The sequence below is a fragment of the Chryseobacterium sp. TB1-D10 genome (assembly GCF_059803555.1).
In genome coordinates, this window is the sequence record NZ_JAPFHB010000002.1 from 303,839 (window position 1) to 329,937 (window position 26,099).

Consider the following 26,099-nt stretch of genomic DNA (forward strand, 5'->3'; position numbering starts at 1 on the left):
TTTGAATTTCTTAATTTTGTAAGATGAAAGAGAAGGTTACACGAGTTCTGTCTGAGTTTAATAATGAACTGAAACTTCAGGGATTTAAGGCATTTCAAATTGAAAATGACAGCAACGAAACCCGTACTTACAGCAGAAAAGAATTCTATAAAATATGCCTTACCACAGGAAAAAGTAAAATTCACTATTCTGATAAAACCTATGAGCAGGAAGGTACAATTCTCTTTTTTGGGAATCCGCATATTCCATACTCTTGGGAAACGATTTCTACAACGTATGTAGGTTATACGATTCTTTTCTCTGAAGAATTCTTTAAAAATTCCGAACGTTCCGAGAGTTTACAGCAATCTTCTTTTTTTAAAATTGGCGGAACTCCAGTTTTGAAAATTAGCGAAGAACAAAGAACTTTCCTCAATACCATTTTTCAGAAAATGATAGTGGAGCAGGAGAGTGATTACGTGTTTAAAGATGAATTGATTAGAAATTACATCAGCCTCATCATCCACGAATCTTTAAAGATGGAGCCTTCTGAAAATTATGAGCAAAACAAGAATGCATCATCAAGATTAACCTCTGTTTTTCTGGAATTATTGGAAAGACAATTTCCGATTGAAACGATTCAAAATCCGCTTCAATTAAGAACCGCTCAACATTACGCTCAGCATCTGAATGTTCACATCAATTATCTGAATCGGGCTGTGAAAGAAGTTACCGGAAAATCTACGACTTCACATATTACCGAAAGAATCATTACAGAAGCGAAAGCTCTTTTGCAGCACACCGACTGGAGTATTTCCGAAATCGCTTATGCGCTGGGTTTCGAATATCCGACTTACTTTAATAATTTCTTTAAAAAACAAACAGGAACCAATCCTAAAGCTTTTCGACTGACGGAAGTTTGATTTTCTTAACTTTTGGTTTGATAATCTTTAACGGCTTGCTTGTAAGTCGCAATACCTTTGTATCTGATCATCAAATCAATTTAAAATGTCAGATTCACAACCTATTTCAAATCAGGAATCTTTTCAAAAAGATCTTTTCGAAAGGCTTTTAAACGGCGAAACTATCTTTCCAAACGATACGCAAATAGACAGATTACGAGAAGAAGCTTTTGCTGTAAAAGTTTTGCTTAATCAGATGAATAATTCTGTAAATCCTGAAGAAATTACAGACATATTATCACAAATTTTAGACAAAGAAATTCAGGATGTTGCCGTATTTACGCCACTTTACATCAATTACGGAAAGAACATCAGCATCGGTAAAAACGTATTCATCAATTTCGACTGTACGTTTCTTGCATTGGGCGGAATTACGATTGAGGACGATGTTTTAATTGGTCCAAAAGTCAATCTCATCACAGAAAACCACCCATTAAATCCCAAAGAAAGAAAAGGACTGATTGCCAAACCGATTTTAATCAAAAAAAATTCCTGGATTGGTGCTAATGCCACCATTTTGCCAGGCGTAACGATTGGCGAAAATGCGGTAGTCGCTGCAGGAGCTGTAGTTTCTAAAGATGTTCCCGATAATACGATTGTGGGTGGAATTCCTGCTAAAATTATTAAAGAAATTACTAATGATTCAATTTAAATTTAATTATAAAACAGTTTTGCTATTCACTCTTTTGACTGTAGCAACCTTATCGTGTAACTCTAAAAATCAAGAAAAAATGGACAAAGAAAATACAACATCTCTTTTCCCGAAAGAAGAAAAATTACCCAATGACTGGTTTACAGGCGACGCTTTTTTATCGCCTTTGGTCGCAAAGGATAAAAACAATGAATTTTCTGCCGGAGCCGTTACCTTTGAAGTCGGTGCAAGAACCAATTGGCATACCCATCCGAAAGGTCAGGTTTTAATTGTGACCGAAGGTTCGGGATTTTATCAGGAAAAAGGACAACCTGCAAGAGCTATCAGAAAGGGAGATGTCATCAATATTCCCGAAAATGTAGAGCATTGGCACGGCGCATCAGCAAAGACTTCGATGACGCATATTGCTATTACCAATTTTAAAGACGATGTCCAGGTAACCTGGCTTCAACCCGTGTCGGATGTAGAATTTAATGAAGTTAACAACCAAAAATAATAATGAAAAGACTCACATTAATAATTGCTGCGACTTTATTGTCTTTAGGGCAAATATCAGCGCAAAAGAAACAGAAATCTTCCAATCAAAATTCAGAAAAAATGAATACATCAAAAGAACATTATACATTCCAATTAAGCGATAAACTAACCCGTCAAAAAGTAAGTTTCAAAAACCGATACGGAATCACACTTTCTGGTGATTTATACCTTCCAAAAAATGTCGGAAACGAGAAATTATCGGCATTGGCAATCAGCGGACCATTCGGTGCAGTGAAACAACAGTCATCAGGATTGTACGCCAACATTATGGCGGAACGAGGTTTTGCTGTTATAGCTTTTGACCCATCTTACACAGGAGAAAGTGGTGGCGAACCAAGAAATGTAGCTTCGCCGGAAATTAACACTGAAGATTTCAGTGCAGCCATTGACTTTTTAGGATTGCAGCAAAACGTCGACAGAAACAAAATTGGTATTATAGGAATTTGTGGCTTTGGAGGATTTGCTTTGAATGCAACTGCGATTGATAAACGAGTGAAAGCTGTTGCCACGACAAGTTTGTATGATATGACGAGAGTAATGTCGAAAGGCTATAATGATTCTGTAACACCCGAACAACGTACTAAAACTTTAGAAGATTTAGGTCAGCAACGTTGGAAAGATGCCGAAAATGGAAAACCGACAGACGGACCAAGAAATTTACCTGAAAGTTTGAAAGGCAATGAACCTCAGTTTGTAAAAGAATATTTCGATTATTACAGAACACCACGCGGCTTTCACGTTAATTCTGTGAACTCTAACGGAGCTTGGTTAATTACCAATCCGATAGCATTTATGAATATGCCGATTTTGACTTATATAAAAGAAATTTCCCCAAGACCAATGCTTTCGATTGCCGGAGAAAATGCACACTCAAGATATTTCAGTGAAGATATTTTTAAAGCTGCCAATGAACCGAAAGAATTAGTGATCATTCCAAACGCTGTTCACGTGGATTTGTATGATAAAGCGGATGTGATTCCTTTTGATAAACTGGAAAGTTTCTTTAAAACTAACTTAAAATAGTCGTTATCTTAATAAGAATTTATAAGAGTAATAAGACTTCTTGTCGCTATTTTTATTGCACAAAAAAAGAGCATTCTCCGAAAAGAATGCTCTTTAAATAAAAACCTTAAAAATTCAAAAAAATTATAATGAAACCCCTCGTTTCCAGGGGATAAATACATCCTGCTTCAGTTGGTCTGCTTTCGTTTCCACGTTTCCGCTTGCCAATTCGATAATATAATCTACGATCTCTTCACCAACTTCCTGAATGCTTTTTTCGCCCGTGATCACGGTTCCTGCATTCACATCGATAATGTCTGACATTCTGTTGATCAGCGCTGTATTGGAAGAGATTTTCACAACCGGTGCGATTGGATTTCCCATCGGATTTCCTAAACCTGTGGTGAATAAAACCACCGTTGCGCCAGAACCTACCAATCCTGTGGTACATTCGGCGTCGTTTCCTGGCGTGTTCAATAGATTTAAGCCCGGTTTTGAAACGTATTCGCCATAATCCAAAACGTCTACAATTGGCGCAGTTCCTCCTTTTTTGGAAGCGCCTGCGGATTTCATGGCGTCAGTGATTAATCCGTCTTTGATGTTTCCCGGTGAAGGATTCATATCAAATCCCGAACCTGCATCTACAACAGATTTCTCGAAAGCTTTCATCAAGGTTAAGAATTTGTCTGCTTTTTCCTCATCCACACATCTGTTCATCAGTTCTTGCTCAACACCACATAATTCAGGGAATTCTGCCAGGATGGTTTTTCCCCCCAATGCTGCAAAAATATCTGAAACAATTCCTAAAGCTGGATTGGCGGATATTCCTGAGAACCCGTCAGATCCGCCACATTCCAAACCAATACTGATTTTGGAAACCGGCGCAGGTTGACGCGTAATTTTGTTGGCTCTCTTGATGGCTTCGAAAGAATCTTTGATGACCATTTGGAACATTTGATCCGTAGTTCCAATCTTTTGCTGTTCGAAGATCAAAATCTCTTTATCGGTATTCGGGCTCATTTCTTTCAAAGCATTTTGAAAAATATCAACCTGAAGATTCTGACAGCCTAAACTAAGAACCGTTGCACCAGCCACATTCGGATTGTTCACATAACCAGCAAGCAATTTTGCCAAAAGCTCCGAATCTTGACGAATTCCACCACAACCACCTTGGTGATTGATAAATTTCACTTCGATATTGTCCAGAAGATTCTCATTTCGGGAATTGTCCACAACGTCTTCCACGTTTTTTTCTTCAATCAAAGAGCGGAGGAAATTTTTGTAGGAAACTTCTTTTTTTGGTAACAGTTCATTTTCAAAAATATCTTTCAGCTTCTCAATATTCTTGTTTTCACAAAAAACCAATGGGAAGAACAACCAGACATTTTTGGTTCCAACTTGTCCGTCAGAACGGTGATAACCATTGAAAGTTTTGTCTTTCCATTTATCAACATTTGGTGGTGTCCAGCCAAGATCTCCGGTTTTTTTGAAAACTGGTTCACTTTGGTGTTTCACATTTTCAGTCGTGATCACTTCGCCTTTTTGGATGGTTTGATTGGCTTTCCCAACTACAACACCATACATAATGATCTGGTCGCCAGATTCAAAATGTTCTCCGGCGAATTTATGTTTAGCTTTTGTGTCAGTCAAAACTTGGTAAGTCTGTCCGTCCAATTCCACAAATTCGCCGGCGTAAAGATCCATCAACGCTACGACTACGTTGTCTTTTGGATTGACTTTCAATACTTTCTTCATAATTTCTAAATGTTTAAAAATTATTATTTAAAACTCTTGTAACCGTCTTCGATACCTTTGGAATCGATTGCACTCAAGGCTTTGGTTACAGATTCCACCAATCCTGGAACATGCGTAAGATCCTGATCCCAGAAACTGGTTTCAGATAAAGCTGCTTTTGCTACTTCTCCAAGATCATTGTTTGCCCAGATTTCATTGAATCTAGCAATTACAGGTGCATCATCCATCACTGGAAGTGTTTTCCCATTGAATTCGCCTTGGTAGAATCTGATCAATGCGGCAAGAGCGAAAGTCAGGTTTACAGGCAATTCTTTTTTATCTTCAACATATTGCAACAAACTTGGCAACACTCTCACTTTGAATTTCGCAACTGAGTTCAATGCAATGCTGGAAAGCTGATGTTTCAAGAATGGATTTCTGAATCTATCAAAAACTTCCTCAGCGAAAGCCGTCAATTCTTCTTTTGAAAGATCAAGCGTAGGGATGATCTCATTGTAAACTGTTTCAGAAATGAATTTCCCAGCGAATTCCGCATCGATGGCTTCTTTCACAGTTTCTTTTCCGTCAAGGATAGAGAATGCCAACATTGCTGTGTGAGCACCGTTCAGAATTCTTACTTTTCTGGTTCTGTAAGGTGTGATGTCATCAACAATCAAAACCTGATCATCAATTTTATCAAAAGGAATCTTAGCTTTCAATTTGTCATCACCTTCAATCACCCAAAGCAAGAATGCTTCACAAACTACCATTAAGCTATCATCATAATCAAATTTAGCTTCGTATTCGTCTTTTTCTTCTCTTGGATATCCAGGCACGATTCTGTCCACCAATGTGTTATGGAAAGAGTTGCTGTTTTCTATCCAAGCAGAGAAGCTTTCTTCAAGATTCCAAAGTTGAGCATATTGAAGGATATATTTTTTTAATGTCAATCCATTATTCTCAATCAATTCACAAGGAATGATGTGAAGACCTTTGTCCTCAGCACCATTGAAATGTTTAAATCTTTCGTAAAGGAAAGCCGTCACTTTTGCAGGGAAATTTTTGTGAGGTCCAGCTTCAAGCGTTGTTTCAGAAGGATCGAAAGCAATTCCGGCTTCTGTGGTGTTTGATAAGATGAACTCCAGATCTTCGCCTTTTGCCAAATCAAGATATTCCAGATAATTCTCGTAAGGACTCAATGATCTTTGAATTGCGGAGATCACGCGTTGGTCATCTACAATTTGACCTTTTTTCACACCTCTCACGAAAAGTGTGTAAAGGTTATCTTGCTCTTCCAATAGATCCACCAATCCACCTTGCGTCGGCTGAATGACTGCAACACCAGCGTTGAAACCGGCTTCTTTGTTCATCTTGTCAATCAGATAATCAACAAAGGCACGCAAGAAGTTTCCTTCTCCGAATTGTAAAAATTTTATAGGAAGTTTCTCAGTAAGACCTGAGTTTTCACGGTTTAGTTTTTCTTTAGTTTGATATTCCATTTCGTTATTCTTTAATAATTTTATAGGTAGGAACCAATGATTTCATTACAAACCACGCAATCAAATAAGCGACTGCACAGAAAGAGAAAATAATCATATATCCTTTGTCGATACCGTCTGAAACCACGGCACCGGATTTTTGTAATTGTTCAAAAAACCCTTCCGGTAAACGTTGATCTGCGTATTGAGGAAATTTTTCCAAAAGTGGAACGCCATCTACAGTTGTCCAGGCTTTGTGAGAATAATCGAACAGCAGACCGGAACTTTTATTGATAATCGTAGAACCAATTCCGCCCGCCAATCCACCAATTCCTGTAATGGTGGCGATGGCTTTTTTCGGGAACATATCACCAACAGTAGAGAAGATATTCGCGGACCAAGCCTGATGCGCCGCACCCGCAATTCCAATGATCAATACCGGGAACCAATAAGAGATTTTACCTGTAGATTGTGCCAATAATGCCAACAATGGGAAGAATGCGAAAATCAACATTGCTTTCATACGACCAGAGTAGGGATTCATTCCTTTCTTTTCTACAAAGAATGTCGGAAGCCAGCCACCAACGATGGATACCAATGTGATCATATAAAGTACGAACAATGGAAATGCACTTTGCGTACTGTCCATTCCATATACTGAACTTAGATAAGCCGGTGTCCAGAAAAGGTAGAACCACCAAACGCCGTCTGTCATAAATTTACCAAAAGCAAAAGCCCAAGTTTGTCTGTATTTGAAACATTGCGCCAATGTAAAAGTTGTTTTTGGCTGAGACAAATCTTCGATAATTGTAGCATCGATATCCTGGTTGATGTAATCCACTTCGGCTTGATTTACTTTTGGATGCTCGTGTGGTTTTTTGTAGTAGAAAATCCAGATTCCCATCCATAGAAATCCTAAAGCACCAATTAGAATAAATGCCATTTCCCAACCTAAAGCTTGCGCAATAAAAGGAATGGTTATCGGAGCGGCCAAAGCACCCACAGTTGCCCCAGCATTGAAAATACTTGTCGCTAAGGCTCTGTCTTTTTTAGGGAAATATTCTGCTGTAGTTTTGATGGCTGCAGGGAAATTGCCCGCTTCACCAATGGCTAAAATCAATCTAGCGAAAATAAATAACGTTACACTCACATTAATCACTCGGGAAATATCCTGAACTTTGGCGATGTTATGCTTGGCCTCTTCAAAACCTACAAACCATTCTCCTGTGATGATTCCGGATGTTGCAATCCCACAAAATGCGTGTAAAACCGCACCGACAGACCAAACCCCGATTGCCCACAGAAAGCCTTTTTTGGTGTCCATCCAATCCACAAATTTTCCTGCGAAAATCATACTTGCGGCGTAGAAAATCGAGAACAGTGCGGTAATGTTACCATAATCATTATTATCCCAATGGAATTCTGGCGCAATAAAATCTTTCCAAGTCAAAGATAGAACTTGCCTGTCCAGATAGTTTACCGTGGTTGCCAAGAAAAGCAAACCAACGATGGTCCATCTGAAAGTGGTCGGTTTAGTAGTTGTAGGTTGATTCATATTTGAATGATTTGGTTGTGTTTTTATTTTTAAGAAGCTTTAATAGATTTGATGATCTCTAAAACTTTTATCGTTTCGTTTTCGATGGTTGCGTAATCTTTTGCCGCCATCAATTCTTTGCTCACTAATTTGCTTCCCATTCCGACAGCGGAAACTCCGGCTTTGAACCAGCTTTCGATGCTTTCTTTTGTCGTGTCAACGCCTCCTGTTGGCATAAATTTAAGATTTGGGAAGACGTCTTTTATAGCACTCATAAATCCAGCTCCTAAAGCATTTCCCGGGAACAACTTTACGAAAGTCACGCCTGCAGCTTCCGCCATGATGATCTCCGTTGGTGTCATACAACCTGGGCTGTAAAGCAAATGTTTTGAAATCAAAAATTCTGCAACTTCCGGTACAAATCCCGGGCTGATGAAGAAGTCTGCGCCAGCTTTTTCGTACTCTTCAGCTTGTTTCAAATTTTTTATCGTTCCGATTCCAAGGAGCATTCCCGGCATTTCTTCATTTCTGAGTTCTACCATTTTGGTAAAGTTGCTCAATGCAAATTCGCCTCTGCTTGTATATTCCACAGCGCGGATTCCTGCTTTGTAAAGAGCTTTCAGTATGTCGAGAGTTACCGTTTCGTCTGCGTTGTAATACAAAGGCAAAAGTCCTTGGTTGATGATCGCATTGGTAACTAATTGAATCTTTGTCATTTTTCTTAAATTTTTACTTTAAAAACTATTTTTCTAATGAAGCCGTTTCCAATCATCGGTGCGTGGACATCATTTGGATAAAAAATAGCAAACTGATTATCGTTTAATTGGAAAAACATATCCGGATCATCATTGTAAAAAAGAACATCTTTTTCTGCATTGTATTCTCCGATTGGGTTTGTGCATTTTTGCCTAGATTTCCAACCAATATTTTCTATTCCCTTCAGACAAATTTGAATATCGATATTTTGATTATGACATTCGAATTTGGAAAGACTTTCTTCTTTTGTTTTGGCCATTTCATCAAAAACAATCATTTTAAGATCTTCCTGAATCTCTGTAACTCCAACTTCTAAAGAATCTAAATTCTTGTTTTTTAAATAGTCGAAAGCTTTTTCAAATAATGGATTTAGCAAAAAATATTGAGAAGCGTTTTCTAATGTATCTATAATCATTTTTTTCTAAATTATCTCTTTATTCTCCCGCCTTTATCACCATTCATCACATCCAAAATATCGGAAGCACTGCAATGATTAATGTCGCCTGGAACTGTATGTTTGATGGCACAAGCGGCGTTTCCAAACTTAAGAGCGGTCTCGTCATCGAAGTTTAATAAACCATAGATCAAACCTGCAGCGAAAGCATCTCCAGTTCCGATTCTGTCCACAACCTGTAGGATTTCGATTGGTTCAGATTCGAAGTAGGTTTTATTTGCCCAAGCTCTTCCTTGAGTTTCCTGCGTACTTGCGCTGGCACCAACTCTTACTTTATCAAATATTTTTTTGATAGAAGGTATTTGTCTCTGGAATTCTTTACAAGCTTCGATGAAACTGTCTTTGTCAGAAGAGAATTTGGTTCCGATGATTTCATTGATTTCATTCACGCCACCGATAAAAATAGTGGAGTAGGACACCAATTCTTTCAAAACTTCGAAACCTTCTTTTCCGTATTTCCAAAGGTTGGAACGGTAAGCCGGATCGGCAGTTATTTCAATTCCTTTTTCGTTGGCAGTTTGCAAACCTTTCTTCAAAGCGATGTACGCACTTTCCGAAATTCCTGGAGAGATTCCTGTCCAATGGAAATAGTCTGCGCCTTCCAAGGCTTTTTCCCAATCGATTTGGTTTGGATTGATGTTAGCGAAAGATCCATTCAGACGGTTGTAAGCAATTCTGGAAGCACGAACGGATGAACCAACTTCAAGAAAATATAATCCCAAAGGATGTTCGTTTTTTGCAATATGAGTCGTGTCGATTCCATAACTTTTGATGGAAGCAAGTGCTGATTCTCCAACGAAATCGTCGGAAACTACGCTCACGTGTTTTACATCGCAACCCATTGTTGCCAATGACGCAGCAACGTTGAGTTCTGTACCTCCGAAAAAGAATTCCATCTCGTTGCTCTGCTTCATCATCCTGTTGTTGGCAGGTGACAATCGCATAATCACTTCTCCAAAGCTTACTACTTTGCCCATTAATCTAAATTTATTTTAAGAATCAAGATACAAGAATCGGGATTCCGGATTTTTTAATTATTTGATAAAATCTTCTCTGTGCGGGCTGAAAACATCAACTAAAATGCCGTCTTCCATGCATTCCACACCGTGAACGACATTGGATGGTACGAAGAATGAATCTCCTTTTTTCAGGATTGAAATATCTTCTCCAATGTTAACTTCAAACTTTCCTTCTGCAACATAAGTTACCTGAATGTGCGGATGTTTGTGTTTGTAACCAATGCCGCCTTTTTTGAAACGAACGTTGACCATCATTACAGAATCGTCGTAACCAACGATTTGTCGGTCGATATATTCATCTATTTTTTCCCATTCTGTGGAATCGGATTTGTAGAAGATTTTTGATGTTTGTTCTGTTTTCATTTTTTTTGTTTTGAACACGAAGTTCACAAAGTTTTTAGTTTATTGAACTGTTTTAAGGTTCACAAAGCCGCTTCGCTTATATAAGTTTCTAATAATGAATCACTCGCAGCCCGACTTGAGCGGAAATCCTTTTTTGCTTTTACTTAATTTCTATTGAATTGGAAATCTTGTGCAAAAAAGATTGACTTCGTCGAACCACTTCGTTAGGTTTGGGAGCGGAAGGCGGATTAAGCTGCCCAAATTATTTTCCTTATTTTAAAAAGTAAAATAGTCTTTTGCGTTGTTATAACAGATGTCTGACACTATTTTTCCAACTAAATCCATATCTTCCGGAAGTTCGCCGGATTCGATCTCGTTTCCTAACAAGTTACATAGAACTCTGCGGAAATATTCGTGTCTCGGGAACGAAAGGAAACTTCTGGAATCGGTCAGCATTCCTACGAATGTGCTGATCAATCCCATATTTGAAAGGGCGTTCATCTGTTTTTCCATTCCGTCTTTTTGGTCAAGAAACCACCATCCGGAACCGAATTGTACTTTTCCTTTGACAGAACCATCGTTGAAATTCCCAATCATTGTCGCCATAATTTCGTTGTCGGCAGGATTCAGATTGTAAATGATTGTTTTGGTCAATTTATCTTTGGAATCTAATGTATTCAGGAATTTGGAAAGATTAACCGCCTGACCGAAATCGCCGATGGAATCCCAACCTGTGTCTGGTCCCAGAACTTTCAACATTCTTGCATTGTTGTTTCTCAACGCACCCAAATGATACTGTTGAACCCAGCCAAATGAATGGTAAGTCTCACCCAAAAACAACAAAATTGCCGTTTTGAATTGCTCGATCTGATGAGCAGTTAAAGTTTCTCCTTTTCTCTTAATTTCAAAAATTGAGTTGATCTCTGAATCGGTAAACGTTTCGAAAGAAATGTTGTTCAATCCGTGGTCACACAATCTGCATCCGTTGGCGTGAAAGTATTCTATTCTTTTGATCAGCGCATCCTGTACATCCTTGTAAGAATTGATTTCGATTCCTGCAGATTCGCCTAATTTGTTGATGTAAGCGTTATAATCCTCATTATCAATCAAAATAGCTTTATCAGGACGGAAAGCTGTACTAACCGTGATTCCGATATTATTTTTCTTGATTGTTTGATGGTATTCTAAAGTGTCAATTGGATCTTCTGTGGTACAAACCGTTTCCACATTTCTCATTTTTAACAAACCGTGAACAGATTTCTCCGGTGTTTGAAGCTGAGCTGATACATTTTCGAAAACCTGATCCGCATTTTTTTCATTAAGCAAATCGTAAACGTCAAAATATCTTGCCAATTCCAAATGTGTCCAGTGGAACAAGGGATTTCTCAAAGTATTCGGAACTGTTTTTGCCCAAGCTGCGAATTTTTCTTTGTCAGAAGCGTCTCCGGTGATGAATTTTTCGTTCACGCCCATTGTACGCATTGCTCTCCATTTGTAGTGGTCGCCACCGATCCAAACCTGAGTAATGTTCTCAAACTGACGGTTTTCTGCAATCTCTTTTGGAGGCAAATGGTTATGATAATCGATGATCGGCTGTTTTTCTGCAAAATTGAAATACAGCTCTTCAGCGAATCTGTTCTTTAATAAAAATGTATCTGTGATGAAAGGTTTTGTAAGTGTACTCATTTTTAATTATTAATGATAAATTATTAATTATGAAATGTTTATTCGTTGGAAGGTTTTCCAATGGTTGCTAAAATTCCGCCATCAACGTAGATTATTTGTCCGTTGATAAATTGACTCGCTTCTGAAGCTAAGAAAATTGCGGTTCCGGCAAGATCTTCCGGATTTCCCCAACGGCCCTCCGGCGTTCTGCTGATGATGAACTCGTTAAAAGGATGACCGTCAACTCGGATTGGTTCTGTTTGAGACGTTGCAAAATATCCTGGACCGATGCCGTTGACCTGGATGTTGTGTTTTGCCCATTCTGTCGCCAGATTTTTGGTCAGCATTTTCAGTCCGCCTTTTGCAGAAGCGTAAGCCACGACGTTGTCACGACCCAATTCGCTCATCATAGAACAGATGTTGATTATTTTACCAGATTTTCTGGCAATCATACTTTTTGCGACTAATTGCGACATAATAAAAGGTCCAACTAAATCTACATCAACCACTTTTCGAAAATCGGAAACTTCCATATCCAAGGCTGGAATTCTTTTGATGATTCCGGCATTATTAATAAGGATGTCGATTTGTTTATGATTCGCCTCGATTTCTGCTACTTTTTCAGCGGCAATTTTCTCATCGGTCACATCAAAAATATAACCTGTTGCTTTAAATCCTTTTGATTGGTAATATTTGATAGCTTCTTCCAATTTGGATGGCGTAGTGCTGGTTACCACAAGTTCTGCACCTGCTGATCCCAAACCTTCTGCCATTGCCAAACCTAAACCGTGTGTTCCACCGGTTATTAAAGCTACTTTTCCTGTTAAGTCGAATAAATTTGTCATAATTATTTTAATTCGTCAGTTTTTACAGCATCCATATCGCCGTAATCCATATTTTCTCCTGCCATTCCCCAAATAAAACTGTAGTTGGAAGTCCCAACGCCAGAGTGGATAGACCATTCCGGAGATATCACTGCATCTCTGTTTTTCAGGAAAATGTGACGTGTTTCTGTTGGTTGTCCCATAAAATGTGAAACCGTTTGCCCTTCTTCCAAATCGAAGTAGAAATACGCTTCCATTCTTCTGGTGTGTGTGTGTGAAGGCATTGTGTTCCAAACGCTTCCTTCGTGCAATTCCGTCATTCCCATTTGAAGCTGGCAAGTTTCCAGAACGCTGTTCACAATTAATTTGTTGATAGTTCTTCTGTTGGCGTATTTTGCATCGCCTAATTCTACGATTTCAGCTTCAGCTTTTGTAATTTTCTTAGTTGGAAAAGCTTGATGAGCTGGTGCAAAATTGATATAGAAATAAGGTTGTTCGCCGCTTACAGCTTCGAAAGTCACTTCTTTGTTTCCTTTTCCTATATATAAGGCTTCTTTATTATTAAGTTCGTAAGTTGTTCCGTCAACAGTCACTTTTCCTTTTCCGCCAACGTTGATGATTCCTAATTCTCTTCTTTCAAGAAAGTAAGGTGCTTTCAGTTCATCGATTGTTTCTAATGTTAAAGCTTTATCAACTGGCATTACTCCACCAACGATCAAGCGGTCGTACATTGTGTAAACCAATTTGATGTGGTTTTCTACGAACAAATCGTTGATTAGAAATTCTCTTCTAAGATCTTCTGTTGTGTAATTTTTTGCATCGTTCGGATGATGCGCATATCGAAATTCTGATTGAGTCATTTTAGTTTATTAATATGAACAAATAATTAACGCTGTGTAATCGATTGCATTCGCAAATGAAAATTTGGCACTGGATATATTTTTTTTGTAAATATAATTATAAATTCCAACTGATAAACATAATTTTGAATTAAATTTTAAAACACTTAAAGTCAGGTGATTATATTGTAAATTTTGGTAGAATGTGATAAATAAACCAAATTTTATAATGTTCCTTTTTAGCATTAGAAGATAATTTTGTGCAATAATTCGCAAATTGTTGCTCAAATATTATTTATCATTCAAAAAAACCTAAAATTTATTTAACAAATTGATTATTAGATTATTATAGGTTTTATTCGTCTTTTTTTATTGACATAAATCTGTAATCATAAAAATATGATTTCCTAACAAAGAAATTATCATTTTTGGCAAAAGTTGTATTGTTAAGTTAATTTTTGGTTAATTAAAAAACTTATAATTTTTATAATTAATGATTTTAATCAGCAGGATTAACTAGTGGAAAATGCTAATTTAGAATCTTTGTGACAACATTTTATATCGATAAATTTGTCTTAAATTACTGTTAATCAGTTGTTTATTTATATTGTCTCATTTCCAGTTTATTATATGTTACACTAATATTAATAAAAAAAATATTTTTTTTGTTTGGTAATTGAAAAATAATCTTAGTTTAGTCAAGTTAAGAATTGTTAAAAAATTAAGTGCAATCGATTGCATTTTTTGAGACAATTTTTTCAAAGGTTAAATAAGTGTAAAAATTATTACTAATTATAAAACTAAAAAATATCTATGAGTGGTTTAAAACTAGGTATTCAAAGTGCTTTTATTAAAACGACGATCGCTTCTGTCTTTTTACTACCGGCATTTGGTTTAGCTCAAGAGTTAATTAAGGTCTCGGGGAAAATTACCTCTGACCAAAACAAGCCTGTACAAAATGTAGAAATTACAGTAAGAAATTCGAAGTTTTCTACAATGACGAACAAGGCTGGACAGTACGAGTTGAATGTACCTAAAAATGCAACGCTTGTTGTTCGTTCAAAAGGATTCGAAGAACAAGAGATTGAAGTAAATGGTAAAACAGTCATCAATGTTGTTCTTGCAAAGTTTGATTCTAACAAAGAGAAAAACATAGACGAAGTTGTTTTGGTAGGTTATACAACTGTTTCTAAAAAAGACGTAACTAACTCTATTTCTTCCGTAAAAGGAGAGCAATTGGCGGATATGCCCGTAAACAGTGCTGCGGAAGCTATACAAGGTAGAATGGCCGGTGTGCAGGTTACCTTTGGTGAAGGTTCTCCGGGAGCTGATCCGGAAATCAAGGTAAGAGGTGGAACATCTATCACACAAGATAATGCACCGCTTTACATCGTAGACGGAATCCAGATGGATAATGCACTGTCTCTTATTTCTCCAAAAGAAATAGAGTCTATTGAAGTTTTGAAAGATGCTTCATCTACTTCTATCTATGGAGCAAGAGGAGCAAATGGTGTAGTTTTGATTACGACCAAAAGCGGTAGAAAAAACACTAAAACTGTCGTAAATTACAACGGTTATACTGGTGTTCGTACCATCGCAAAAACATTGGACGTGATGAGCCCTTACGACTTTGTACTTTATCAGTACGAATTGTACAACAGAGATGGTGATTCTCAGCAGCAGGAAAATTTTGTTAAATTATATGGTGTCTATTCTGAAATAAAAGATGCTGACGGCAATATAATTGATCCGGGAATCAACAGATATAAAACGATACAGAAAAGAGATTGGCAGGAAGAAGTTTTCGGAAAAGAAGCTTTTAACTTTACGCATAACCTGAATATATCAGGAGGTTCTGCTACTTCAGCATTTACATTGTCATTAAACCACGTTGAGGAAGATGGAATTATGATCAATTCCGGCTATAAAAGAAATATGGCCAACTTCAAATATGATTTTGACATCAGTAAAAAACTAAAAGTCGGATTGACGGCAAGATACAGCCAGACTTTTATCAATGGAGCAGGAACGTCCACTACAGGATCACAGACGACGAACAGACTGAGAAACGTGATCCGATACAGACCTTTTGAAAATGGAATAAGTGCCGGTGGAGGATCTGATGAATTTGCTACAGATGATTACGCTACTACAAACTTGATAAATCCTGTACTGCTTTCTAATAACGAGATTAAATATAACAATACAGACAACTTATTCTTAAATGGTGTTATCACTTATAACATCTTTAAGGATCTTACTTTCAAAAGTACAATAGGATATGTACAGAATGATCAGGAAATCCAGCAATTCTCTGGTCCTAAGACTTATCTTTCCAGAATCAACTCCGATATGTCTGTCGTACAGTTGACAAACACACAGACCAGAAGAATTACAAATACCAATACCCTAAACTACAAAAAGAAATTAGGTGATCACAAAATGGATTTCCTTTTGGGTCAGGAGATCGTGCAGACCAATGGAGACAGATTGGACATGACTGTAAAATGGATCCCGACCTCATTGTCCGCTAATCAGGCATTTTCAAATATTATTCTTGCTGCGCCTCCAGCTGGTCAAGTTCAGGATGCGCCAGATAATAAAGTTACGCCTCCAGGACGTCTGGCTTCTTTCTTTGCTAGAGCAAATTACATTTACAATAACAAGTATATTGCAACAGTTTCAGTAAGACGAGATGGATCCAACTCTTTTGGTCCAGCTAACAGATGGGCAAATTTCCCGTCCGCATCATTGGCCTGGAAAATCGGGGAAGAGAATTTCCTGAAAGATTCTAAAGTGGTAAATGATCTAAAATTAAGAATTGGTTACGGACAATCCGGGAATGACAGAATTGCACCTTTCTTATATGATACTTTCTACAACCCGTCAAGCCAATTTGGTTATACCGGTGGGACAGGTATTATCACTGGATCTGCGCCGGGAAACATTCAGGCAAACCCAAATATTAAATGGGAAGCAACGGTTTCTAAAAATGCAGGTTTAGATTTTACAGTTTTCAACAAACGAGTGTATGGATCTATTGATGCTTACATTACTGATACCAAAGATTTGCTTTTATTAGCAAAAATTCCTCAGACTTCCGGATATGAATACCAATACCAAAACTCTGGAAAAACTCAGAACAAAGGTTTGGAATTTACGTTGGGTGCTATCGTGGTTGGTAATGAAAACTTCACATGGAAAACAGATTTCAACGTTGCAGCAAACAAGAATATGATCAAAAGTCTGGGTTCTTTGACGCAGTCCGGGACAGATTATTATTTAGTTCCTTCAGGATGGGTAAATAACTTGTTTGATTTTAAAGTTCAGATTAATCAGCCGGTTGGAATGTTCTATGGTTATGTAACTGAAGGCAGATATGAAATCAGCGATTTTGACTTCAATGCAGCTAACAATACTTATAAGTTAAAAGCGGGAATCCCGACTTCTACTTCTGTGGCACTAGGAAACAGAGCGGCACAGCCTGGAGATCTTAAACTGAAAGATTTGAACGGTGACGGAATTATTGATGTAAAAGATCAAACAGATCTTGGAAATGCGCAACCGAAGTTTTATGGAGGTTTCAACCAGACTTTCAAATACAGAAACTTCGATATGAGTTTGTTTTTCAACTTCTCTGTTGGGAACAAAGTTTATAACGCAAACAAAATCGAATTCACTACCAAATACCAGTACACAGACCAGAATATGCTGGCAGAAATGTCTGACAGATGGAGATGGTTCAATGACGCTGGTCAAAAAGTGACTGATCCAACAGAGTTGGCAGCACTCAATGCCAACACAACAATGTGGGTACCAACTGGTGGTAACTATTTCTTACATTCATATGCTATCGAGGACGGATCGTTCTTAAGACTAAACAACGTAACAGTTGGATATTCATTAAACAAAGATGCGCTTAAAGCCATTGGTATTACAAATTTAAGATTATACGCAACAGCAAATAACGTTTTTACAATTACCGGTTATTCTGGATATGATCCGGAGGTAAGTACCAGAAAGAGTACACTTACTCCAGCAGTGGACTATGCCGCTTTCCCAAGAAGCAGATTTTTCTTAACAGGTGTTGATATAACTTTTTAATTCGAAACAAAAATGAAACTTAACAGATTAATTTCAATTCTAAGTTGCTTAATTATATTCTTCACATTTACATCTTGTGACGAGTTCTTGGATGCAGAAAATATTTCTAATTCTAACGAAGAGCAACAATTTGACAGTACAGCAGATACCTTCACAGCATTGATTGGTGTTTACAACCAAGTTATCGGTGATGATGGCTACGGACAGAGAATCAGTTTATACTTTCCTCAGTCAGGTGATGATTTCAAAACATCCGGAGACTACAACTGTAATGACAGAAGAGGACTGAGTACTTATGGTGCTTGTACTTCTAATCCGGATCTTAACAAGCCTTTCCTTAAACTATATTCAGGAATAGAAAGAGCAAATCTTGTGATCAAGAATATTCCATTATCTCCGGTTTACCAAAATGGCTCTGCGGCAGACAAAAAATTGATGGACAGATATTTGGGAGAAGCTTACACATTGAGAGCACTATTCTATTATGATTTGATTAAGAACTGGGGCGATGTTCCTATGCAAATGGTTCCATCTTCTGACCTGGAGACAGTTTATCTTCCAAAAACTGATAGGGATGTAATCTATGAGAAGATTATTGCTGATTTAGCAACTGCATCGGCTCTAGTACCCTGGAGATCAGAAGCAGGAACAAGCAACACGCGAATCACCAAAGGCGCTGTGAAAGGGCTGAGAGCAAGAATTGCTTTGGCTAGAGCTGGTTACTCTCTAAGAAGGGATCCAAGAATTATGGCTAAAGGTTCAAATTCTCAAGTTTATTATCAGATTGCTTATGATGAGTGTAAATCCATCATCACTGAAGGTCAACACGGATTGAATGGAAACTTCGAAGCTGTGTTCAGAGCATTGCACGACAATACAGAAGATGCTGCACACGAAGTGATTTTTGCAGTAGGAGCCTTTGGAGGTAATGCTGCGACGGATAGCAAAATTGGTTATTACAATGGGATGAGACATGAAACTGCTCCTACTTCTATTTGGACCAGTAGTGGTGGTATAAATGCCATTGCAACTTATTTTTATGAGTTTGGGAAATTTGATGTCAGGAGAGATCTTACAGTAGCCTCAATGCAGATTAACGGTACAAATCAGGCGATCCTTTCAACAGGTGCTCTTTGTACCGATGGAAAATTCAGAAAATCCTGGAGCAATGTGACAGGAACTGCGCAAAACCTTGCGATCGACTGGCCGATGATCCGTTACTCTGATATTCTATTAATGTTTGCCGAAGCTGATAATGAGATCAACGGTTCTCCATCTGCAGACGCTGTGAATGCAGTGAAAATGGTGCGAGACAGAGCATACGTTGGAAATCTTGGACAAGCGGGAACAATACCGACTGACAAAACAGGATTTTTCAATTTCATCGTTCACGAGAGATTGTTGGAATTTGGAGGTGAAGGGCTTAGAAAATATGACTTAATTCGTTGGAATCTTTTGGCAGCTAAAATTGCTGAGACAAAACAAAAATTGGCGTCTTTATCAAGCGGAACTGGACCATATGCCAATGTACCATCTGTCTTATATTATAAAGAGTCACCTTACGACAGAACAAAAACGGCGCAGGCTGCACTTAATGCAATAGATATTTATGTACCTGCTGGTGTCAATAGAGCCGATGTTTATTATACACCTGCTCCGCCATCTACATCTGTGCCAACTGGTTACAAAGCCGTCAATTGGAGAGTTGCTGTAACTGCAGATTATATCAACAGTCCGTCAAAAGGCTACGCTCAATATTTTGAAGCCAACAGAAAAGAATTGTTCCCGATTTATGATGACATCATTTTGTCAAACTATAATCTGAAACAGGATTACGGTTACTAGGAAACATTCCTTTTATCACTTGAATTTTTAAGTTTTTATATTTTTAATTTTTTTTGAAGATTCACTCTATCAGAGTTTTATACTCTGGTAGAGCTGATTCTAAGGATTTTGTTGCCTTTACTCAAGAAAAAAAATATTGCACTATTATTTAAAATTAGTTAATGAAAATAGGTTCGTAGAAAGACAATACTAATTATAATAATCAACATTTATTAGACCTTATAACTAACACAATTAACTCAATTAAATAAATTTTAGATGAATAAAATTAAATTACTTTATTTGTTTCTTTTACTTGCATTTACGCAGGTATCAGGACAATCCGTTACCTTTAACGATGCGAAAGGCTGGATGGAAACTGCCTTTGTAAAATGGCAACCAGTAGCTAATGCTGGAAAATATAATGTTTACTACTCTGGAGAAGGTGTGGTGAATAAACAAATAGACGATTATTTGATTCGCAGCTACGGATCATACTTTAGAGCTGACATCCCTGGACTGAAAGCCGGAAATTATACAATTACTGTAAAACCAGTCGTTTTAGGTGTCGAAGGTACAGGTTCTACCACAAGTACGTTAACAGTTCTACCTCAGGACAGAACAGGTTTTGCTTTTCATGGCGGACGAGTTCCCGGAGGTTATAAAGCGGATGGTACACCAAAAGATAACGCCATCATTTTGTATATCACTCAGAAATCTAAAGACTCTGTTCCATTCAATGTTATTACGAAAAGTAATGGCGGGACAACTCCTTATGTAGGATTTCAGAACATCTTATATGGCATCAAAAAAGGTTACGATACAAGACCTTATATTTTCCGTTTGGTAGGTGACATCACAGATGCTACGACTATGGAAGGTGGAGATTTTGTGATAGAAAATGATAACAATGCAAACAGTTATATTACTGTAGAAGGTGTTGGAGATGATGCAACTGCAAACGGTTGGGGAATCCGTATTAAGAACGGAACGAATGTGGAGGTCAGCAATCTTGGCTTCATGAACTGCGATAGTAGTGAAGGTGATGATATTGGGCTACAGCAAAATAATTCTTACGTTTGGATTCACAACAATGATCTTTTCTACGGTGATGCCGGAAGTGATGCCGATCAAATCAAAGGAGACGGTGCGTTGGACAACAAAGGAAGTTCTTACAATACTTTTTCTTACAACCATTTCTGGGATAACGGGAAGGCAAGTTTATTGGGACTTAGTGAAGGTACAACTGTAGGTCTTTATGTATCTTACCACCACAACTGGTTTGATCATTCAGATTCCAGACACCCAAGAGTAAGATTCTATTCTGCTCACGTTTATAATAATTATTTTGATGGAATTGCAAAATATGGATCAGGATCTACGGAAGGTTCTTCATTATTTTTAGAGGGAAATTATTTCCGTAATGCAAAAAATCCGATGATGATCTCTCTGCAGGGAACAGATGTTTGGAATCCGTCCACACAACAGAATGATCCTAATAACCAGGGAACTTTCTCTGGCGAAGATGGTGGAATGATCAAAGCTTTCAATAATACAATTGATCTTGATATTGCAACTAACTCTATGCGTTTTGTAGCTTACGGCGATACAAATCCATTGTTCAATATTCCCGGGAAAATAAGTTCTTTGACAGATTTTGATGCTTACCTGGCAGCAACTCGTGGAGAAAATGTTCCTGCAACGGTAAAATCTAAGGTTGGAGCAAAGACTTACAATAACTTTGATACAGATGCTTCTCTTTACATTAAAAATTTAGTTGTAGAAGATCCTGCAGCTGCAAAAGACAGAGTGAAAATGTATTCCGGACGTGTAGAAGGTGGAGACTTCAAATGGGTTTTCAACAATGCAGTAGATGATAAGTCTTATGCAGTGATTACCGGACTAAAATCTGCTTTGACAAATTATGGAACCAATATGGTTTTCATTCAGGCAGAAGGTACAAGCCAGACTTTGGTAAATACTTCGGCTAACAAAGATCAGACAGTTGCTACCGGAATTGCAATCAGCCCAATTGTATTCACTTGGGGTGGAGACGCAACAGACGTTACAGTTACAGGTTTACCTGCAAACGGATTGACTGTTGCAAAAGATGCTTCGGCTAAAACGCTTACAGTAACAGGAACACCATCTGCAACCACTGCTTACACAGTTACAACGGTTGGTTCTAATGGAAATTCAGTGGCTATAAGTGGAACTGTAACAGTTGGAAACACGCCTCCGGTATCTGGTGGAGAGATTCATAACTTTACAACTTCTGGTAAAATAAGCACGTTCTATACAATTACAGGTAATATGAACTCTACAGACGGTTCTCAGTCTTATGACGGATTAACGTTGACTAAGCGTTTGAAAATGGAATCTGCAACAAGTATCACTTATACAACGTCTCAGGTTTCTACTTTAACATTGGTTTTCGATGCAGATTTTGTGAAAGCAGTTAAATTCGACGGGACTAATTATACAGCAACAAATGGTGTTGTAACAATTCCTAATGTTGCTGCCGGAGCGCACAGTATTACAAAAGGAGATACGACTAACTTGTACTACATCAAAACTGCTTATGCAACGATGGCAACAAGTGACATCAACAAATCTCAGGTAAGTTTATATCCAAATCCGGTTTCTGATTATTTACATATTACAACTGCGGGTGAAAAAGTATTAAGCGTAAAAGTTTACAACTTTGCAGGCAGCCTTGTTAAAAATAATGCGGTAATCAACAATGATTCGGTTGACTTGAGAAGCTTGAACACAGGTAACTACATCATCTCTATCACAACTGATAAAGGTACAGTTACCAAAAAAATTATCAAAAAATAACCCTACATAGACTAATGTCAGTCTGAAGTTTCAGATCACATTATTTAATTGTTAAATAATACAGGTTTTCATCCCGAACGGGGTGGAAACTTGTATATTTAAAAAAGATCAGTAAAAATGAAGCAGTCCAAAATCAAAAATCTTTTATTGTTATTTTCTTTTATTCTCGTTTTGATCAGTATCAATTCTTTCGGCGTTATTAATGATAATTCTGAAAAAATTTATACAGTCGCAAAAGACGGAACAGGAGATTTCCAAACAGTACAGGAAGCAATTAATGCTGTTGAGAACGGACTTCAACACACTACTAAAATTTTTATTAAAAAAGGAACTTACCGGGAAAAGATTACAGTTCCGGCGACCAAAGGTCCAATCATTTTTGAAGGAGAAAATCTTAAAGAAACGATTATCATTAATGACGATTTCGCTTCCAGGAAAAACGCTGAAGGCAAAGAATTCGGAACAACAGGATCATCCACGATTTTTATTTTTTCTAATGATTTCTCAGCTAAAAATATCACATTCCAAAATGATGCTGGCAAAGTCGGACAAGCTGTTGCGGTTTTGATTACCGGCGACCGTGCGATTTTTGAGAACTGTAGATTTCTTGGATTTCAGGACACATTATATTTGAAAGGTCAGCAAGACGATCCTTCAAAAACGAAAGACATCCGCCACTATTTCAAAAATTGTTATATAGAAGGAACAACGGATTTCATCTTCGGAGCGGCAACGGCTGTCTTCGAGAATTGTGAAATTTTCACTAAAGAATCCGCGACTTATCTTACGGCAGCTTCAACACCGGAAGGCAAAAAGTTCGGTTTTGTTTTCATTGATTGTAAAATCACAGGCGATGCAAAATCCCAATCAGTTTATCTCGGCAGACCTTGGCGGCCGTTTGCAAAAACAGTTTTCATCAATACAGAAATCAGCGATGTTATAAAAGCGGAAGGCTGGCACAACTGGAAAAAACCTGATGCTGAGAAAACGACTTTCTACGGAGAATTCAATTCCAAAGGAATCGGAGCAAATCCAGAAAGGCGAGTTGCCTGGTCTCATCAATTATCAAAAAAAGAAGCAAAAGAATATTCCATCAAAAAAATCCTCTCAGGAAATGACAATTGGAATTTTAAAATTAAAAAGTAATTACAATTTAAATTTTTTTTAAGTTTTACGCCTTTGTGAAACTCAGAAATAATAAGCATAAAAAAGAAAAAATTTGTGCACTTAGTGTTCAAAAAAGTAAAAATAAAAATGAAAAACATCATTCTAAAATCCATCTACTCAGGAATTCTGATCAGTTTCATTAGCTGTTCAGCCCAAACAGATGTGATTCAGAAAATCAAAAAAGAAGGAAGCAGACCATTTTCCTACGCCGAATTATCAGTTAAAGAAGGCGGGAAATGGGAAGGTAATAAATACGTTGGCGGAACTTTCAAAAATATCACAGAACTTTCTCTTCCGGCAGAACATACAGACCATTCCTCTTACATCAGATACGAAGGAATCGGTTTGGAAAACAACCAGATTGGGTACAGATTGTACCTCGACTGGAGAAATGCCACCGATATTTTCGGTAAAAAAGTAACCACTTTAGTTTTACCCGAAGTTGGCCAAGACGGCTTCGAATCTTACCACCACGATGCACCTTGGGGCCAGGATATTTTGAAATCCGGTCGTACAATCGGCATTGGTTCGTACGGAAGATATGACGAGCAAAATGACTTCATAGAAACATTCAAAATCGTAAAAAACACTGATGTAAAAGTTACTAATGAAGCCGATAAATCATTCGCAACCATCAATTATAAAGGCTGGAAAACCTGGGGCGATGCAGTTGATTTACAATCCAAACTCACGATTTTCAACAAAGACCGTTTCGTGAAAGTGGATTTATCTTCAGATCAGATGCTTTCCAATTTGTGTACCGGGATTGTCGCAATCAAAGATATCCCGTTCAGACAAGTGGTGAGTAAAAACAAAAAATGGGCTTACATCGCAACTTATGGACAACAGACTTTAGCGAAAAAAGAAGACAATCTCGGAATGGCGGTTTTTTATCCCATCGATAATTTTGATAAATATATTAAGACAAAATCCACACACGTTGTTGTTTTCAAAAAAAACAAAAGTGTATCATATTACTTTCTCGGCGCCTGGTCTCAGGAAACAAACGGCTTGAAAACTGAAACAGATTTCTATAAAGATTTAGATAAGAAGTTAGACCAATTGGACAAAGACGGAAAATTATAGACTTTGTTCTTAATTAAAAAAATAAAAAAAAATGAAATTTCAAACTCTAAAAATATTATCCATCGCAACATTTGCATCAGGAATGTTTCTTTCCTGTGCTCAAACTAAAACTGCGACCACTTCAAAAGCAACAACAGAAACTTCAGCAGGAAAAACAATTCCGACAAACCTGAAATGGTCCGAAAGAATGATGCTTTCCGAAATGAAACGTTTCCCGGATGCCTGGATGCTCGATTTCCACAAAACACCAAAATGGAGTTATCCCAACGGATTGGTTTTGAAAGGTGCGGAAGAAGTCTATAAAAAAACCGGTAAAAAAGAATATTTCGATTACATCAAAGGTTATGCAGACACAATGGTAAATGCAGATGGAACAATCAAAACCTACGAGATCAAAAATTATAACATCGATATGCTGAACTCCGGAAATGTTTTGTTGTACCTATATTCCGTTGATAAAAAAGAGAATTATCTTAAAGCATTACAGTTATTAAGATCCCAGTTGAACGACCATCCAAGAACTTCCGAAGGCGGTTTCTGGCACAAAAAAATCTATCCAAGCCAAATGTGGCTGGACGGATTGTATATGGGTGAACCTTTTTATGCAAACTACACGCAGATGTTTGACAAAGGCGATGCAGCAACGAAAGCTTATGATGATATCGTCAACCAATTCGATTTAATTCAGAAACATTTAAAAGATCCAAAAACCGGATTGTTGTACCACGGCTGGGACGAAAGCAAACAACAGGCTTGGGCCGACAAACAGACAGGACTTTCTCCCAATTTCTGGGGAAGAGCGATGGGTTGGTTCGGAATGGCAATCGTAGATGTTCTGGATTTCCTTCCGCAGAATCATCCGGGGAGAGCAAGATTGATTTCTTATCTTAATTCCTACTCCGAAGCTTTGGTAAAAGTTCAGGATTCGAAAACGGGACTTTGGTATCAGGTTTTGGACAAAGGCGGCGAAAAAGGAAATTATCTCGAAGCTTCAGGATCATCGATGTTCGTTTACACTTTCGCAAAAGGAGCCAGAAAAGGTTATTTACCAACGTCCTATAAAGCAATTGCAAAGAAAGGTTACGACGGTATTATCAAAAACCTGATCTCTGTAGAAAAAGACGGAACAGTGAATCTAAATCAAAATTGCGCTGTCGCAGGTTTAGGCGGAACGCCTTACAGATCTGGAACTTACGAATATTATGTCAACGAAGAAATCCGCTCCAACGATCCAAAAGGAACTGGACCATTCATCCTCGCAAGTTTGGAATTCGAAAAGTAATATAATAAGAATTATTTG

Annotated in this window: 20 protein-coding genes; 10 read left to right on the forward strand and 10 right to left on the reverse strand. The window is 37.7% G+C overall.

Going from position 1 to position 26,099, the window contains the following annotated elements:
• Positions 1–23 precede the first annotated feature (23 nt).
• From OPU68_RS03800 to OPU68_RS03815, 4 genes are all read left to right on the forward strand, one after another.
• Positions 24–902, forward strand: a complete 879-nt coding sequence (locus tag OPU68_RS03800) for a helix-turn-helix domain-containing protein (protein ID WP_498472664.1) — start codon at positions 24–26, stop codon at positions 900–902.
• An 85-nt stretch (positions 903–987) separates the two neighbouring features.
• Positions 988–1,593 carry a DapH/DapD/GlmU-related protein gene (locus OPU68_RS03805; protein ID WP_498472665.1) on the forward strand — a complete coding sequence of 202 codons (606 nt, stop codon included), beginning with the start codon at positions 988–990 and terminating at the stop codon, positions 1,591–1,593.
• A gap of 79 nt (positions 1,594–1,672) precedes the next feature.
• Positions 1,673–2,089, forward strand: coding sequence for a (R)-mandelonitrile lyase (locus tag OPU68_RS03810; RefSeq protein WP_498472666.1), 417 nt, complete (start codon positions 1,673–1,675; stop codon positions 2,087–2,089).
• Positions 2,090–2,091: 2 nt separating this feature from the next.
• Complete coding sequence (locus OPU68_RS03815; protein WP_498472667.1) at positions 2,092–3,153, forward strand: alpha/beta hydrolase; 1,062 nt, start codon at positions 2,092–2,094, stop codon at positions 3,151–3,153.
• A 123-nt stretch (positions 3,154–3,276) separates the two neighbouring features.
• On the opposite strand, the gene OPU68_RS03820 is transcribed toward OPU68_RS03815, so the two are convergent.
• From OPU68_RS03820 to kduI, 10 genes are all read right to left on the reverse strand, one after another.
• Entirely contained in the window at positions 3,277–4,887 is a 1,611-nt protein-coding gene (locus OPU68_RS03820; protein ID WP_498472668.1) for a UxaA family hydrolase, read from the reverse strand.
• 23 nt (positions 4,888–4,910) lie between these two features.
• The gene (locus OPU68_RS03825) at positions 4,911–6,365 is read right to left on the reverse strand and encodes a tagaturonate reductase (RefSeq protein WP_498472669.1); all 1,455 of its coding nucleotides are present in this window, start codon (positions 6,363–6,365) and stop codon (positions 4,911–4,913) included.
• Positions 6,366–6,369: 4 nt separating this feature from the next.
• A complete protein-coding gene (locus tag OPU68_RS03830; RefSeq protein WP_498472670.1) occupies positions 6,370–7,899 on the reverse strand; it encodes an MFS transporter in 1,530 nt (509 codons plus the stop codon).
• 29 nt (positions 7,900–7,928) lie between these two features.
• The gene (locus OPU68_RS03835; protein WP_498472671.1) at positions 7,929–8,594 is read right to left on the reverse strand and encodes a beta/alpha barrel domain-containing protein; all 666 of its coding nucleotides are present in this window, start codon (positions 8,592–8,594) and stop codon (positions 7,929–7,931) included.
• Positions 8,595–8,599: 5 nt separating this feature from the next.
• Complete coding sequence (locus OPU68_RS03840; protein WP_498472672.1) at positions 8,600–9,049, reverse strand: NanQ anomerase/TabA/YiaL family protein; 450 nt, start codon at positions 9,047–9,049, stop codon at positions 8,600–8,602.
• A gap of 11 nt (positions 9,050–9,060) precedes the next feature.
• Positions 9,061–10,065 carry a sugar kinase gene (locus OPU68_RS03845; protein ID WP_498472673.1) on the reverse strand — a complete coding sequence of 335 codons (1,005 nt, stop codon included), beginning with the start codon at positions 10,063–10,065 and terminating at the stop codon, positions 9,061–9,063.
• Positions 10,066–10,122: 57 nt separating this feature from the next.
• Positions 10,123–10,470 carry a cupin domain-containing protein gene (locus OPU68_RS03850; RefSeq protein ID WP_498472674.1) on the reverse strand — a complete coding sequence of 116 codons (348 nt, stop codon included), beginning with the start codon at positions 10,468–10,470 and terminating at the stop codon, positions 10,123–10,125.
• A 255-nt stretch (positions 10,471–10,725) separates the two neighbouring features.
• On the reverse strand, positions 10,726–12,135 hold the full coding sequence (uxaC, locus tag OPU68_RS03855) for a glucuronate isomerase (RefSeq protein ID WP_498472675.1): 1,410 nt from the start codon (positions 12,133–12,135) through the stop codon (positions 10,726–10,728).
• A gap of 38 nt (positions 12,136–12,173) precedes the next feature.
• The gene (locus tag OPU68_RS03860) at positions 12,174–12,959 is read right to left on the reverse strand and encodes a gluconate 5-dehydrogenase (protein ID WP_498472676.1); all 786 of its coding nucleotides are present in this window, start codon (positions 12,957–12,959) and stop codon (positions 12,174–12,176) included.
• A gap of 2 nt (positions 12,960–12,961) precedes the next feature.
• Entirely contained in the window at positions 12,962–13,798 is an 837-nt protein-coding gene (kduI, locus tag OPU68_RS03865; protein WP_498472677.1) for a 5-dehydro-4-deoxy-D-glucuronate isomerase, read from the reverse strand.
• 792 nt (positions 13,799–14,590) lie between these two features.
• Here kduI and OPU68_RS03870 point away from each other — a divergent pair.
• From OPU68_RS03870 to OPU68_RS03895, 6 genes are all read left to right on the forward strand, one after another.
• Positions 14,591–17,881 (forward strand): SusC/RagA family TonB-linked outer membrane protein, encoded by a 3,291-nt coding sequence (locus OPU68_RS03870; protein ID WP_498472678.1) that lies wholly within the window; start codon positions 14,591–14,593, stop codon positions 17,879–17,881.
• A gap of 12 nt (positions 17,882–17,893) precedes the next feature.
• The gene (locus tag OPU68_RS03875; RefSeq protein WP_498472679.1) at positions 17,894–19,726 is read left to right on the forward strand and encodes a RagB/SusD family nutrient uptake outer membrane protein; all 1,833 of its coding nucleotides are present in this window, start codon (positions 17,894–17,896) and stop codon (positions 19,724–19,726) included.
• 258 nt (positions 19,727–19,984) lie between these two features.
• Positions 19,985–22,546 (forward strand): pectate lyase family protein, encoded by a 2,562-nt coding sequence (locus OPU68_RS03880; RefSeq protein WP_498472680.1) that lies wholly within the window; start codon positions 19,985–19,987, stop codon positions 22,544–22,546.
• Positions 22,547–22,663: 117 nt separating this feature from the next.
• Entirely contained in the window at positions 22,664–23,692 is a 1,029-nt protein-coding gene (locus OPU68_RS03885) for a pectinesterase family protein (protein ID WP_498472681.1), read from the forward strand.
• 108 nt (positions 23,693–23,800) lie between these two features.
• A complete protein-coding gene (locus OPU68_RS03890; RefSeq protein WP_498472682.1) occupies positions 23,801–24,799 on the forward strand; it encodes a DUF4861 family protein in 999 nt (332 codons plus the stop codon).
• A 31-nt stretch (positions 24,800–24,830) separates the two neighbouring features.
• Positions 24,831–26,081, forward strand: coding sequence for a glycoside hydrolase family 88/105 protein (locus OPU68_RS03895; protein WP_498472683.1), 1,251 nt, complete (start codon positions 24,831–24,833; stop codon positions 26,079–26,081).
• The last annotated feature ends 18 nt before the right edge of the window (positions 26,082–26,099 follow it).

What these genes read in the sequence shown, in the direction of transcription:
- OPU68_RS03805 (WP_498472665.1), top strand. Translation starts at nt 988, where the DNA reads ATGTCAGATTCACAACCTATTTCAAATCAGGAATCTTTTCAAAAAGAT.
- kduI (WP_498472677.1), bottom strand. Translation starts at nt 13,798, where the DNA reads ATGACTCAATCAGAATTTCGATATGCGCATCATCCGAACGATGCAAAA.
- OPU68_RS03845 (WP_498472673.1), bottom strand. Translation starts at nt 10,065, where the DNA reads ATGGGCAAAGTAGTAAGCTTTGGAGAAGTGATTATGCGATTGTCACCT.
- OPU68_RS03810 (WP_498472666.1), top strand. Translation starts at nt 1,673, where the DNA reads ATGGACAAAGAAAATACAACATCTCTTTTCCCGAAAGAAGAAAAATTA.
- uxaC (WP_498472675.1), bottom strand. Translation starts at nt 12,135, where the DNA reads ATGAGTACACTTACAAAACCTTTCATCACAGATACATTTTTATTAAAG.
- OPU68_RS03850 (WP_498472674.1), bottom strand. Translation starts at nt 10,470, where the DNA reads ATGAAAACAGAACAAACATCAAAAATCTTCTACAAATCCGATTCCACA.
- OPU68_RS03885 (WP_498472681.1), top strand. Translation starts at nt 22,664, where the DNA reads ATGAAGCAGTCCAAAATCAAAAATCTTTTATTGTTATTTTCTTTTATT.
- OPU68_RS03820 (WP_498472668.1), bottom strand. Translation starts at nt 4,887, where the DNA reads ATGAAGAAAGTATTGAAAGTCAATCCAAAAGACAACGTAGTCGTAGCG.
- OPU68_RS03830 (WP_498472670.1), bottom strand. Translation starts at nt 7,899, where the DNA reads ATGAATCAACCTACAACTACTAAACCGACCACTTTCAGATGGACCATC.
- OPU68_RS03815 (WP_498472667.1), top strand. Translation starts at nt 2,092, where the DNA reads ATGAAAAGACTCACATTAATAATTGCTGCGACTTTATTGTCTTTAGGG.
- OPU68_RS03880 (WP_498472680.1), top strand. Translation starts at nt 19,985, where the DNA reads ATGAATAAAATTAAATTACTTTATTTGTTTCTTTTACTTGCATTTACG.
- OPU68_RS03870 (WP_498472678.1), top strand. Translation starts at nt 14,591, where the DNA reads ATGAGTGGTTTAAAACTAGGTATTCAAAGTGCTTTTATTAAAACGACG.
- OPU68_RS03875 (WP_498472679.1), top strand. Translation starts at nt 17,894, where the DNA reads ATGAAACTTAACAGATTAATTTCAATTCTAAGTTGCTTAATTATATTC.
- OPU68_RS03860 (WP_498472676.1), bottom strand. Translation starts at nt 12,959, where the DNA reads ATGACAAATTTATTCGACTTAACAGGAAAAGTAGCTTTAATAACCGGT.
- OPU68_RS03840 (WP_498472672.1), bottom strand. Translation starts at nt 9,049, where the DNA reads ATGATTATAGATACATTAGAAAACGCTTCTCAATATTTTTTGCTAAAT.
- OPU68_RS03835 (WP_498472671.1), bottom strand. Translation starts at nt 8,594, where the DNA reads ATGACAAAGATTCAATTAGTTACCAATGCGATCATCAACCAAGGACTT.
- OPU68_RS03890 (WP_498472682.1), top strand. Translation starts at nt 23,801, where the DNA reads ATGAAAAACATCATTCTAAAATCCATCTACTCAGGAATTCTGATCAGT.
- OPU68_RS03825 (WP_498472669.1), bottom strand. Translation starts at nt 6,365, where the DNA reads ATGGAATATCAAACTAAAGAAAAACTAAACCGTGAAAACTCAGGTCTT.
- OPU68_RS03800 (WP_498472664.1), top strand. Translation starts at nt 24, where the DNA reads ATGAAAGAGAAGGTTACACGAGTTCTGTCTGAGTTTAATAATGAACTG.
- OPU68_RS03895 (WP_498472683.1), top strand. Translation starts at nt 24,831, where the DNA reads ATGAAATTTCAAACTCTAAAAATATTATCCATCGCAACATTTGCATCA.